Origin of the sequence: Kaistella yonginensis (genome assembly GCF_030409525.1) — a bacterium.
GTDB lineage: Bacteria > Bacteroidota > Bacteroidia > Flavobacteriales > Weeksellaceae > Kaistella > Kaistella yonginensis.
On record NZ_JAUFQB010000017.1, the window covers coordinates 186,672 to 201,590 of the forward strand.

Annotated in this window: 7 protein-coding genes; all 7 read right to left on the reverse strand. The window is 37.8% G+C overall.

Going from position 1 to position 14,919, the window contains the following annotated elements:
- Window positions 1-5: 5 nt before the first annotated feature.
- Complete coding sequence (locus QWY78_RS06745; RefSeq protein WP_290217817.1) at window positions 6-1,544, reverse strand: TonB-dependent receptor plug domain-containing protein; 1,539 nt, start codon at window positions 1,542-1,544, stop codon at window positions 6-8.
- A 274-nt stretch (window positions 1,545-1,818) separates the two neighbouring features.
- Entirely contained in the window at window positions 1,819-2,493 is a 675-nt protein-coding gene (locus QWY78_RS06750; RefSeq protein ID WP_290217819.1) for a hypothetical protein, read from the reverse strand.
- 105 nt (window positions 2,494-2,598) lie between these two features.
- Window positions 2,599-3,999, reverse strand: a complete 1,401-nt coding sequence (locus QWY78_RS06755; RefSeq protein ID WP_290217821.1) for a RagB/SusD family nutrient uptake outer membrane protein — start codon at window positions 3,997-3,999, stop codon at window positions 2,599-2,601.
- Between the two features lie 12 nt (window positions 4,000-4,011).
- Entirely contained in the window at window positions 4,012-6,822 is a 2,811-nt protein-coding gene (locus QWY78_RS06760; RefSeq protein ID WP_290217823.1) for a SusC/RagA family TonB-linked outer membrane protein, read from the reverse strand.
- Between the two features lie 433 nt (window positions 6,823-7,255).
- Window positions 7,256-8,767, reverse strand: a complete 1,512-nt coding sequence (locus QWY78_RS06765) for a RagB/SusD family nutrient uptake outer membrane protein (RefSeq protein ID WP_290217825.1) — start codon at window positions 8,765-8,767, stop codon at window positions 7,256-7,258.
- A gap of 10 nt (window positions 8,768-8,777) precedes the next feature.
- Complete coding sequence (locus tag QWY78_RS06770) at window positions 8,778-11,711, reverse strand: SusC/RagA family TonB-linked outer membrane protein (protein WP_290217827.1); 2,934 nt, start codon at window positions 11,709-11,711, stop codon at window positions 8,778-8,780.
- Window positions 11,712-12,002: 291 nt separating this feature from the next.
- Entirely contained in the window at window positions 12,003-14,873 is a 2,871-nt protein-coding gene (infB, locus tag QWY78_RS06775; protein WP_290217829.1) for a translation initiation factor IF-2, read from the reverse strand.
- Window positions 14,874-14,919 lie beyond the last annotated feature (46 nt).

Sequence of the window (14,919 nt, forward strand, 5' to 3'; positions counted from 1 at the left end):
TGGCGCTATTGCAAATCAGTGTTATCTGCAATCTGGGTATCAGAAAAACCAAAATAAGGTCTTGGATCATTCATGGTGTAACTCACCACTCCTAAATTATTATAGGTATGATCTTGAAATTCCATCCCAGCATAGGCTTGCACATTGTGTCTTCCGCCAAAAACATTTCGGTAAGATAAGGTGTTCGACCAGTTCCAGTCGAAGATCGTGCTTCTATAATCTCCCAAAAAGCCTTTATCATTAGACATAATGGTATAAACAGGGTGACCCGCTAATACCGATTGTATTTCGGTCATAAACTGCGCCTGCATCCCATAGAGTGAATTGAAATAAAAGTTTTTCGCAAACTGATAATCCATATTAACCGATCCAATTAAGGTATTGATGGTCGAATTTTGATTGGTTTCATCTAAGATTGACACTGGATTAAATCCTGGAGTCGGTGAGCCTTCGCCTAAATCTTGGTTATAAGAGCCATCTGCATTATAAACGGCTCTAAGCGGAGAAATCATAATAGAAGAAGTTACAGGGTTTGCCGAAGCACGCCCACCAAAATAGGTTTTTCTCTTAATATTGGAATAATTTAAATTAAGACCAAATTTAAGTTTATCTGAAGCTTTATGATCGATTGCCGTGTTGATACTTAGACGGTCGAATTGAGAAGTTTTAACGAGCGGACTGTTCTGATAATAAGAACCACCGATTCTAAAGGAAGTATTAGCGCCACCACCTGACACCCCAAAGTTATAGGTATTGACCACAGAAGAGGTTCGGGTCACCGCTTTCACCCAATCTGTACTACCACCGTTATAACCAGGCTCATAGTTGTCTAGGTAAAAGTCGGTTGCTTCTTTCAGATTGGTAAAAGTAGTTCCTAATTGGGATTGACTGTTCCACATCAAGATACCGCCGAATTTTATATATTCATCAGCATTCATGAGTGTCATTTTATCGTACGCTCTGTCTTGAACACCCGTTTCACTCGAAAAATCAAATTTAGTTTTTTGATTGTACTTCCCTTTTTTGGTGGTAATTAGAATTACACCGTTAGCACCTCTGGAACCGTACAATGCAGTTGCAGAAGCATCTTTCAACACAGAAACAGATTCTACAGCGTTGGGATCAATAGAAGAAAGCGGATTCCAAGACTCCATTAAAGAAGCATTATCTGAACCCTTTCCTACCACCACTCCATCAATTACATATAAGGGATTGGGAGTACCAATAAGGGAGCTTACCCCTCTAATCGTAATCATATTGGAAGAACCAGGATCACCACTTGCAGAGGAGAAGTTGAGGCCGGCAACCCTACCGTTCAAAACATCATCGACCGAAGAAAATGGGGTAGATTCGAAACTCGCTTTGGAAACGACATTATAAGCACCAACTTTTTGTGCAGGATCTAGCTTGATACCACCCACCAAAATCACTTCATCAATATCTTTGATTTTTGAGGCGGTATCTTTTTTTGCTTTTTGAGCCATTAGCGCATGTCCGGCAAAGAACAAAACACCAACAGTTAAAACTCGTAATTTTACATTCATATTAACACACTTTAATATTTTTAATGTGACAAATATGTTAATATTTTTTAACAAATGCAAATTTTATTCAAAATTGATAAGGTATATTTTCATTCTTTGCCGAAATTACTATAAATCGCTTGGTTCTTTTGAGAAATGACAAAACAAGAGAATGTTAAAATAGCGTTAAAGAAATCGCCTATTGATTAAGCAAGATTAAGCAAAATTTGGGGTGGGAATAGAAGCAAAAAAGCCACGCTCAATCTGCGTGGCACTCTATTTTTATATAGAAAGATTACCGATTGGTAAATTCGATCATTTGAATCATATCCGCTTCTTTGGAAAAACTAAGTTTGTTGGTTTTCAAAAATTTCTCAAAGTTTGATTTATCAAGGGCAAATTGCGCAATAAATTCTTTGTTGTTTTTCGGAAATTTAAAATACTGTAAATCTTTTTTCACCAAATATAGATCCTTTTCTTTTGCGTAATAGTCATTGTCATCTTTTTTAAAAGTGCTGGGACTTTTTTCTCCTTTTAGTAATTCTATTTTTTCTCTTTTATAGAGGGAATATCTTGGATGTTCTAGGAGTACTACCAAGTAACCAAATCTATTTTTGTTGTCGTAAGAATAATTTAAGATTTGGTAGGTTTTCTGAAAATCTTTAAACTCGATTTTTAAACCCTCTTCTTTATTGGCGTAATATATTTGCCCGCCGTGTTCGAATTCCATTTCATCTGCATAAGCATTGTATCTTAGATTCTGGACATTGGAACTATATCCTAGAACAGTGACCATTTCGAAATGCTTACTGTTCATGTAAGGACTTCCATCAATAACATATTCTATTGTAGTTGGTCTGTTGGCTCTCATAAAAAAGTTACCGGTTGAAAAAGAAATATTTTCATTGCCTACCTGCGCAAACGCGAAGCACTCAAATAGCATAAAAGCTAAAGTAAAAAGGTATTTCATTTATAAATAGTATTAAAGACAAAGGTATAAAATAAAGGATGAAATAAAAAGAGCCGCTTAGATAAGCGGCTCTTCGATAGCTATAAAAATACTTTACGCATTAAATTAGTTGTCGTATCCTGGGTTAGAAACTACTGGGCTGTTAGACAAATCAGTTTCGCTTCTTGGAATTGGGAACGCGTTCAGATTTACATCTGTGCTAGCAGACGTTGGTCTAGGTACGGCATCGCCCCATCTTCTTAGATCCCACTGACGAATACCTTCTCCTAAAAGTTCTTTCATACGTTCAGTTTTCAGCATCGCCATATCAACAGTTGTCGCTGCAGGAAGTCCGCGATTTGTTACAATCATATTGTAGTAAGCCAATGCCTTTGCAGGATCACCACCATTCAATTCGGCTTCGACACCGTTTAGTAATATTTCTTCGTAACGTAACATTTTAATATTATCAGCACCTACACCTTGGGTATATTTTCCGATACCATTGGCGTTAGAACTTGTTGATAAGTATCTTTCACCAGAAGTTGTAACGATGAATGCTTTTCTTACATCATTTGCGGCATAAGCTGCTAATGTTGCAGGTTTTACTACGATGTTACCGTACCCGTTGCGATTTAATCTTTGTCTGTAAGAGTTGGTTGATAGTGAAGCATTAATCCCCACTGCCAATTCAAAGATTGAGTTCGGTGCAGCACCATTTAAAGAAAATCTAAATGTTTCTTGTAATAATGAAGCAGCTGGGACAGAGTATCGAGCACTAAGTACGATATCGTTGGTGAATGATCTTACTTTGCCATAGTCACCTTTGTAGAGGTAGAATCTAGAAGCTAAACCTTTCACCGCATTGATGGTTAGTTCTGTTTTAATCACATTACTTGCAGAACCATTGGCAGTCATTAGTTGTAATGCTTTGGTAAAGTCTGCATCAATTTGCGCTTCAGTTTCAGCGATCGTAGCTCTTGGCATCAAAGCTTTTGGATCATATTTTAATGGAAGAACAACTCCCAATGTACCGCCAGTGTATTTTTGACCATATAATCTATGGGCATCAAAGAAGCCTATGGCTCTCATCGCATATGCTTGCCCTTGTGCATATCTGGCTTCCTCACGATCCAAATCACTTCCTTTTATTGTAGACATATCTGTATTAATTAAGATATTGGCTTTGGCAATTAAAGTATAAATCTGAGAATAGGTATTGGTTGCGTATGCATCGTTAGATAGCATGGTGTAATTCATTACGTTTTGGTAATAACCACCTGCTAAGTTACTTAACATTTCATCTGATCTTACTTCTCCGTATGCTAAGAAATCTGCACCGTAGTATGTATTTGATCTTAAAGACACATAGCCTCCTTTTACAAACGCATCAACTTCGTTTAAGGTCGTTAATTCCGATTGCTGTACTTCTTGTGAAAACTCTCTTTCAACAAAATCGTCTGAACACGAGCTTGCAGTCATTGCAAAAGCAATTGAAAGTAATCCTATTTTTATTGTTTTATTCATTTTCATATTATTTTAAAAAGACATGTTAACACCAAACAAGAATGATTTTAATACCGGTAAAGCTAAGTTTGTGTAGCCTGAAACGTTGGTCTCTGGGTCAAATTTCAATCGGTCATCAAATCTATGAGTCCAGGCATTGTTTGCCATTACATAAACTTGGAAAGAATTAAGACCAGTACCATTTAATAAGCTTCTATCGAATGAATATCCTAATCTCGCGTTGCTTAATCTAATGTAATCTGCGTCATATAAGAATCTTGTAGACGCTGAGTTTGATCTCTTGTTTCCGTTAATGATTGGTTTTGGATTATTAGCAGTGGTATTTGTTGGTGTCCAGTAATCACCCATAACATCACCATATCCTGGGTAATTCAGGGTGTATTGACCATCACTAAATGTGTAAGATGCCCAATCATCATAGATTTTACCACCTATTCCAAAAGTAAATTGTAAATCTAAATCAAATCCTTTGTAAGAAATGTTTGTATTTGCACCTCCGTACAAGTCGCTAATGAATGAACCTTGAACTGCTTGTTGAGCAATGTTATAGTTATTGGTCGTTTCACCATCAACTCCATTGATAAACCAAAGTGGATCACCATTGGCAGCATCTACACCTGCCCATTTTCTCAGGTAGAATGTACGCACTCCTTCACCAACTCTAAGCGTTGTTGTTCCAGAGTTTACTGTACCTCCGTAGAGTTCAGTAATTTCATTCTCAAGAGTAGAAACGTTAGCTCCAATAGACCAGTTTACTTTATTACGGTCTCCTCTGAAGATATCAGCTTTCAATGAAAATTCATATCCTTTGTTCACCAAAGTTCCGACATTATCAACATAGTTTATCAAACCTTGCGCTCTAGATAATGGCAAGTTATAAATAAGGTCTTTGGTTTCTTTGTTAAAGTACTCCGCAGAAACAGTTAATCTATTTCTAAAGAATCCTAGATCTAAACCAATATTCAAAGGATTAACCGTTTCCCAAGATAAATTTGGGTTAAATACTCTATTGTAAGTTGCTGCAGCGGTATCATCATAATTCGCTAAGAAACTATAGGTTGCGTATGGATTCGCGCTCACCTGATTTCCTAACTTACCGTAAGAAGCTCTAAACTTCATGAGTGAGATTTGCTCGATTTGCTTAATTGCATTTAATCTTGCTAAATCAACACCAACTCCTACAGACCAGAAATCACCTGCTTTTTTACCAGGAAGGAACTGGGACAACACGTCTCTTCTATATGAACCGTCTAGTAATAATAGTTTATCATAGTCATAGTGTGCTGTTACCGCATAACCGTATCTCGATGAGATATCTAGTGTACCATTATAACCATAAGGAACAACAAAGTTAGACAAGGTAGTTAATGCTGGTGAACCTACGGTAATACCTGTGGCACTTAAGAATTTTCTGTCCGACTTATATGCTTCTTGAATCAAAGAGACTCCCACATTGTGCATCCCAATTTTTTTAGAATAATCTAAAATATTCTGAATGTTAAAGTTAAAGTACCTGTTTACAGATGTTCTTTGGTACCCGCCATAAGCATATCCATCACCATGGGTAGGATTATAATAGGTATCTTCTTCAACATTAATGTACTCCGGTGCAAAGATTAACTTATATGTTAAGTTATCTAAAATTTTATATTCTGCGCTAAAGTTAGCGAAAGCTCTCATTGTACCTGCTTGGTTATAATTGTTTTCCAAAATATATCCTGGATTAAACATATTATTACTCAATCGGCTGTTTGCTGCGCTATAGTACCAAGTTCCATCTGGATTTCTAGCAGGATCCGTTGGTCTATTGAAATACTGAGCCAACATTGGGTTTGCGAATCCACCACCTTCACCAAGGGTTCTTGTTTTACCATGTGAAATTTGGAAATCGGTTGAGATTTTCAATTTCTCAGTCGCTTGGTATCCTAATTTTGTGGTATAAGACAATCTTTTGAAGAATGAATTCTTCACGATACTGTTTTGATCGAACATGTTCGCCGAAGCATAGTAAGTGAATTTATCATTACCACCAGACATGCTGAAATCTGCATTTTGTTGATAGCCATCTTTTCTTACAATATCAGCCCAATTGGTATCGGCCTGCGATCTAAAAATAGAAAGCACCGTTGCATTGTTAAATGATCCCGCGGTATATTGATCTACCGTATAGTTTTGTCCTAAAAGGTTATTCAAACCATCTTTCAAATACTCTTTATATTCCCCAGCGGTAAAACCTCTATGTGGATCTACTGCTTGCTGATTAAAACCTGTATTAAAAGATAAGTTAAATCTTGGCTTTCCTTTTTTACCCGATTTCGTGGTAATAACAATAACTCCCGCACCTGCATCTGCACCATAAACTGCTGTAGAAACCGCATCCTTGAGCACAGTTACGCTCTCAATATCATCCGGATTCATGTTTGCAAGAATATTTGCAGTGGTGCTATTGGTGGTTAAATCTCCGTTTGCAACACGTACTCCATCTACAATATAAATTGGAGTTGTCACTCCATTAATTGAAGAAATACCTCTTACCCTAACGTTAGAAAAACCTCCGGGTTGACCAGAAGCAGATCCGGTTTGTACCCCCGCAACACGACCTTGTAACATCTTATCTACCGATGCAACTGGTACATCCTGGATTGATTTTGAAGACATTGTACTAATTGAGCCGGTCATTTCCTGAACGGTTTTCTTTTGACCGAAACCTACTACGATTACTTCGTCGATGTCCTCAACTTTTAGTGAGTCCTTTTGTGCCATAACCAATTGTCCTGTAAAAAACAGAACACCTGCGGTTAAAACTCTTAATTTCACATTCATATTAACACTTTTTAATATTTAATGTACAAAGATGTTAATTAATATTAATATAAACAACTTAGCAGGGTGATTAGCAGGGTTATAGCAGAGTTAATACATTGTGTTTAATGCAAGTTAATATTAAATTTTTTATTGGTATCACCACAATATTATATTTTTTGTTTAGGATAATTCATGTTAGTTGTGTTTTTGTTAAGAGAAATAAAATTTATTTTTAAAACGTTAAAATTTCCATCATTTTTTGCTTCAGATAGTTAAATTCGAATTATAGCGGAATTTACCCTCGCATAAAAAGTTTTTAAATTGTAATACATAATAGAGAAATAAATCAATTAAAAACAAAAAAAACCGCCAACAAAGGCGGTTTCTAAATGAAAAATTCTAATTAATATAATGTTTTGTCAGGTGAAGAACATTATTTTGAATCATGATATTATAAATCATTCTGCTTCACCAATCCTTTTGAAGCATCAATTTCATCCTGTGGGATTAACCAAGTCCATCTTGGATCACCTGCTGGCACTTGCAATAAATTGTTCGTAACCACCGCTGAATGATTAGCTCCTGTTCTGTCTAAAGGTAAGTTCAGTCTTTTTAAATCCAAGAATCTAAATCCTTCACCCCACAACTCTAATCTTCTGCTGGTCAAAACTTCATCGATATAAGCTTGACCAGTAGTGGTTGCTCCTGCATATGCTGGATTTCTATTTTTTTCAAATTCATTGAAAACGATTTTAGACTGTGGCTCTTTGCTGTCTCTAGCCAAGGCTTCTGCTTCAATCAAGTACATTTCTGCCGCTCTCATGAAAGGGATGTCGCCTAAACTGGTGCTGTTATCAATTGTACCACTGCTGTTTACAGAGAGGAATTTTTGAGATGTGTACGGAAACTTTGAATAGGTGCTTGGTAAATTCAATGAAGTATGCGCTCCAGTTGGATCAATCACTTGCGTTCTTACGTCGGTCGTCGCAAATTTCGCGTAGAGTAAATTATTCACCACTTTTGGTGCTTGCCGAATTTGAGATGAGTTATAATTTCTAGACATATACGCCATGAAATTCCCAAAGTAGTCCGAGGTTGTATCGAGTGGCTTGTACCCCCACATCCATTCTCCGCTTGCATAACTATTGAAACCTGTTTTAAAGGTTGCGTTGCTCATCAAAGCAAAACCTTGTCTCGCTTCTTTTGCGTAGGTTGCAGCTTCAGGATATCTCCCTTGTACCAAGGCTACCCTTGCCATCAAGCCTTTTACAACGTTTGAATTGAAATGCGATTTATTGGATCTTGTTTTGCCTGTTAGCAAAGTGAAACTTTGTAGTAAATCGTTGTTGATAGCGGTGTATACTTCCTCTAAGGTTGATCTTGGGATCGGCTCAAAAGAATTGTCAAAACGCAATGGTAGACCTAGCTGTGCATTATTACCTCCCGCAACATATCTTTTTGCATAAATCTGTGCCAACATAAAATAAGATTGTGCTCTGAAAGCATAAGCTTCACCCATTAACCTATCTTTTTCTGTCTGATCACCCGTTACTGCTGGCGTATTGTTGATGACAATGTTAGCCATTCTAATCTGCTCATAATAAAAGTCATAAGGATAGAATAAATTCCCTGAGTTTGGGTTGGCGTTATCCAGCCATCTGATGGTACTCACATACCAATTGGGACCAGTTGCTGGGAAGATTAAATCTTCACCCATTACGTCCATATAAATCATGATACCAGTGGCACCATTTTGTCCCTGGCTGCTGTTCTGTCTGTAATGCATATTTCTATGCATTCCATTAATAATGGTATTAATATTTGCTATTGAACTTGTTGCCAGTTGCTCACTCACCGCATCGGTGGGGCCGGTTTCTAAATAATCTCTTTCGCAAGAAGCGGTCATGCTTAGCATCAGTGAAGCAGCAGCAAAAAGAAGTGTTTTTTTATTAATAAATTTCATTTTGTCTGATTTAAAAAGTTGTACTTAATCCAAAGGTTACAATTCTGGAAGGAGAATATCGATTACTCACCGTTCCATTGAAAGACTGATAAGGTTCTAGGCCTTTTCTTTTACTTGAAAGCCAAAGATTTTCACCACTTACAAATAATTTTAAGCTGCTAATCCCTACACTTTTAATAACCTCTTTATTGAAATTATAGCCAAGTGAAGCATTTCTTAGCATCACATAGCTTGCATCGACTAACCATCTAGACGAACCAGCATTCGAGTCGGAAGCTGTAGTCGCATTCAAAATTGGCACATTTGTGATCTGCCCCGGGGTTGTCCAGCGGTCTAGCATGTCTGTATGGGTTGCTCCACCTTGTGGGTAAGCCTCCATAATTGCAGCGTAGTTAGCATCATAAATCTTACCACCAAACTGGTAATTTAAGGCGCCTGATAATTCCCAATTTTTAATATTTAAAGTTGTAGATACGTTACCAAAGAAATCTGGAATTGCAGATCCTTGATACTCATATTTCGCTTTAACTTGTCTTGTTGTAACCAAGGTTCCGTTAACTGTTCTAACGTCTGCGGCGGTAAGATCAGGATATGCATTTTGATCTAAAACATACAAGGCAGCTCCATCAGATGGATCAACACCATACCATGTTTTCAACCAGAAAGCATAGAGGTCTTTACCAACCATTAATTTTTTGCTACCATTGATGATTTCATCTTGTGGCAATTTGGTAAGTTCATTTTTATAGGAAGTACCATACGCATTTACAGTCCATTTGATGTTTTGATTTTTAATTACATCTGCACTTAGCGTTATCTCATAACCTTTATTGGTTACATTACCAATGTTGGTTTCGATACTATTCCCCGGAATACCCGCATTAAGTGGAGTTTTGGTTGGGAAAAGCATGTCTTTCGTTTCGGTTGAGTAGTATTCTAATGTACCTCTTACTCTTCTATTAAACAATTCAAATTCTAAAGCAACATCAGATTGCGCTTTTGTTTCCCACGAAACCGTTGGATCAGCTACAACGCCAAGTCTAATTCCAGGTTCAGCACCATTGTTGAAGCCCAAATCAAATAGAGATTGATAAGCAAACCAGCTATCCAAAGCATCATTACCAACTTCTCCGTATGAACCTCTTAGCTTTAAGAAATCAATACTTTTAACATTGCTGATGAAATTTTCTTTAGAAATCACCCAACCGGCACCTGCCGACCAGAATGAAGCCCATCTAACGTCTGTTGCAAATCTAGAAGAAGCATCCCAACGAATAGAACTTTCTAAAAGATATTTCTCCATAAAATTATAGTTTAGACGGCCAAACCAGCTTTCTTTTGTTCTATTAGAGAATCTAGAGTCAAGTGTTGTATTGTCTACAAAACCACCAAATTCATAAGATCCTACAATACTTTGATTTCTTTTATATCCGTATAAATTATCAAATTTATACTCGCTGTTTTCATGTCCGGCAAGCACTGTAAAGCCATGATTACCGATTACTCTATCATAAGTAAGCAACTGATTAAAAGTATAATCTCGGCGTAAGTACGTGTCTCTTGACGCAGCACCAATTCCTATAGCATCACCAATTTCGGTATTGGTAAAAGTCTTGTTATAGGTTCCACGGAAATTGTAGGCACCATTAGTCCTGAACGTCAATTCCGGAAGTAATTTAAATTCTGCATAAGCACTTCCTTGTAAGTTATAGGTATTGGTAATGTTTTCATTCAGTAAAGTTTCCCAAACAACATTTCGACCAGATGCTGCTCCAGTACCTCTTAGTGCTCCTGCATCATAAAGCACTTCGCCATTAGAATCATATAATCTCGCTCCAGTTACAGGATCATGTTGATAAGGGCTATAAATAGGACCCATTGTTCTGGTCCAACGGAATGGATTGATAAATGAAGCATTACTACTAACCCCATCAACAGCATTTGAACCACTGCTTACGGAACCATTTAAGCTTGTTCCTAATTTTAACCAAGATTTAACTTGAGAATCCATATTTACACGAAGCCCAATTCGTTCAAAATCTGATTTGATCACATATCCTTCTTCCTTCAAATAGTTAATTGAGCTATAAAAAGTACTTTTATCATTACCACCACTATAGCTTAGATTATGATCTTGTCTCACTCCAACACCCATTAAAGCGTCTGCCCAGTCAAAGTCATCATATTTCAACTGTGCTCCTGGACTAAGAACTCCATTTACAACTAACTGATTATTAGGAACATTATAAACATTTGTTTTTAAATTCCCTGGGATTAAATTAGTACTTGCCCATGCATTAGACGCTGCTAATCCTTCGGCAGGAACAGAAGTTCTTCGCCCATTTCTCATTGCTTCCCAAGCGAGTACATAATAATCAGCTGGCTTCACGCGGTCATATTCTTGCACGAATCTACCAATAATACCAGTACTGGTATTAAGAGTTACTTTAGAAGAATTCTTTTTACCTCTTTTGGTGGTAATTAAAATTACACCATTTGCCGCAGCTGATCCATATAACGAAGTTGACGCTGCATCTTTCAATACATTCAAACTTTCGATATCGTTAGGATTAATTGAGTTTAGATTGCCCGGAAACGGTGTGCCATCAACAACAATTAAAGGATCACTAGTTACAGAAAAAGATCCCGCTCCTCTAATTCTAATGGAGATCCCATCGCCAGGTTGACCAGAACCGGCTGCAATTTGAATCCCTGCTCCAGCACCATCTAATGCTTGAAGCACATTCGAAATCGGACGATCTTCAATTTCCTTTGCACCGATTTGTACGTTCGCACCAGTAAGGGTAGACTTCTTCTGGGTTCCATAGGCAACTACTACAACTTCCTCTATATTCTGAGTTTTCGTTGAATCCTTCTGCGCCATCGCCGCTTGGCCTGTAAAAAACAGTACTCCTGCGGTTAAAACTTTTAATTTCACATTCATATTAACACATTTTAATATTTAATCGTCAAATATGTTAATTAATTTTAACACCCACAACAACAAATGTGATGATCGAGTAATTTATTTTAGAATATGATAAAGAATTAGAGTAACTAAATGTGCTTTTACTACGAAACAATCTTTACAATTGCGGTTTTGATAATTTTCATACCGGGTATTTTCATTTATTTTGGAGCAATGCATCTTTTGCAATTGTTATTTATATTAATTCTAAATTGCTAGACGTAAAAAAACCTGCTGAAACAGCAGGTTTTTTTTATTTTTAGAGAATTACTTTAATTTTTTCTTCACAGAAATCTCTTCATAGACCTCTAGAATGTCGCCAACTTCAATATCATTGTATCCTTTGATATTCAAACCACACTCATAACCTTTGGTCACTTCTTTCACATCGTCTTTGAATCGTTTTAAACTTTCCAGTTCTCCTTCGAATTTCACAATACCATCTCTCAGCAATCTAATTTTAGAATTACGTGTTACTTTTCCGGTAAGAACCATACAACCTGCAATCGTTCCTACTTTAGTGATTTTGAAGGTTTCCCGTATTTCTACGTTACCAATCACCTGCTCCTTAATTTCTGGAGAAAGCATCCCTTCCATCGCTTCTTTAACTTCGTCAATCGCTTTATAGATTACAGAATAGGTTCTGATCTCGATTTCTTCTTTATCAGCTAAATCTTTTGCATTAACACCAGCTCTCACATTAAAGCCAATCATAATTGCATCAGATGCGGCGGCTAACAATACATCAGATTCTGTAATTTGACCTACACCTTGATGAATAATTTTCACACTGATTTCCTCCGTAGATAAACTTTGAAGCTGATCTGATAATGCTTCTACAGAACCATCAACGTCACCTTTAAGGATAATGTTTAATTCTTTGAAGTCTCCTAAGGCAATACGTCTTCCTAATTCGTCTAGGGTTACGTGTTTCTTCGTTCTCACGGATTGTTCACGTTGCAATTGCTCTCTTTTGGTTGCAATGGTTTTCGCTTCTCTTTCATCAGCAAAAACTCGGAAACGGTCTCCCGCAGTTGGTGCACCATCTAAGCCCAGTACGGTTACCGGCATTGATGGTCCTGCTTCTTCCATCGATTTCCCTCTTTCATCAAGCAAAGCTTTTACTTTACCGTGATTTTTACCAGCGAGTATATAATCACCTACTTTTAAGGTTCCAGCTTGTACAAGAATTGTGGAGATATAACCTCTACCTTTATCTAAAGAGGCTTCAATTACGACTCCGCTTGCGCTTTTATCTGGATTTGCTTTTAATTCTAATAATTCTGCCTGCAATAATACTTTCTCTAAAAGAGCATCCATATTGTTACCAAATTTGGCAGAGACCTCTTGTGCTTGTACATTACCACCCCATTCTTCTACCAACACATTCATTGTAGAAAGTTGCTGGCGGATATTGTCTGGGTTAGAGTTTGGCTTATCCACTTTATTGATCGCAATAATCATTGGAACTCCCGCGGCTTGTGCGTGAGAAATTGCTTCTTTTGTTTGTGGCATCACATCATCATCCGCTGCGATTACGATAATTGCAATATCGGTAACCTGCGCCCCTCTTGCTCTCATGGCCGTAAATGCCTCGTGACCTGGCGTATCTAAGAAAGTAATTCTCTGACCGTTTTCCAGTTTCACGTTGTATGCGCCGATATGCTGTGTAATTCCACCAGATTCACCGGCAATTACATTGGTTTTTCTAATATAATCCAACAAGGAAGTTTTACCGTGATCCACATGACCCATTACGGTTACGATTGGTGCTCTGAATACTAAATCCTCGGCAGTATCGGTATCTTCTTCCAAAGCTGATTCTTCTACATCGGCATCAGAGAATTCGATGGTATACCCAAATTCATCCGCAACAAGCAACAAGGTATCTGCTTCTAAACGCTGATTCATCGTTACCATTACTCCTAAGGAGAAACAAGCAGAAATAACTTCAGTTGGACTCACATTCATTAAGGAAGCTAATTCCCCAACGGTAATAAATTCGGTTATTTTTAAAGTTCTGTCGGCTGCATCAAGTTCATCTTGACGCTCGTCTTGTTCTCTTCGGTAAACTCTTTTCTCTTTTCTATATTTGGCTCCTTTATTTTTCCCTGCCTTGCTGGTCAGTTTTTCTAAAGTTTCCTTAATTTGATTTTTAACTTGTTCATCCGTTAATTCAACGGGCATTACAGGACCTCTTCTTGCAGGGCCTCTGTTTCCACCTCCTTGATAGCCACCACCAGGGCGGTTTGCACCACCTTGACCCGGCGGACGATTGCCTTGGCCTTGGCCTGCCGGACGATTGCCTTGACCTGGCGGACGATTGCCTTGTGCGCCTTGTTGAGTCGCACCACCCGTAGGGTTTGGCTTCTCTATTCGTTTTCTTTTCTTCTTGGCTGCTGCGGAATTTGCAGAAGGTTTCGGTTTATTAAACTGTGATAAATCAACAGTCTGCTTCAGGATTTTCACACCCTCCAATTTTTTATAAACCGTTTCTATTTTATCTGACTCTGGTGTTGCTTCGGCCTCTGGCGCAGTTTCTACTACTGCCGCAGGTGTTTCCACTGGCGCAGGCACCACAGGTGCTTCCGGTGCTTTTTGCACGGGTGCTTTTTCTGCTGGAGCCTCCGGTTTTTTAGTTTGATCTTTTTTGGAAGCTCTTGGCTTATTGCCTTCGATTTTCGATAAATCAATTTTATCTAAAACCTTGAATTCCTGTTTTTCAGCAACAGGTGTCTGTTCGACCACTGGAGCTACTTCAGCTACAGCCTTTGGCTCTTCAGCGGGTAGAGCAACAGGTTGCTCTTCCTTCACTTCAGGTTTTTTGGGATCTAAGTCGATTTTACCTAAAATTCTTGTTTCAGGTTTCTGACTTGATCTGGCTCTTATTACCTCAGGTTGCGATGGCTCGATTTCCAGTTTTTCTTCCGGAACTTTAGCGATCACCACCTCATGAGAAGCTTTTCTTTGTTCCCCGTCTTTGCGGAACTCAGCTTCTAATGCAGAATATGCCGATTCTTCCAATTGAGCGTTCGGATTACTTTCCACTTCGATTCCTTTGGCTTGTAGAAATTCTACGAGCCTTGTCATCGAAATATTAAATTCCTTAACCGCTTTGTTTAATCTAATTTTTGGCATGTATACTTTATACTTTTATTTTAATTTTTGGCAAAGTTAACCTATT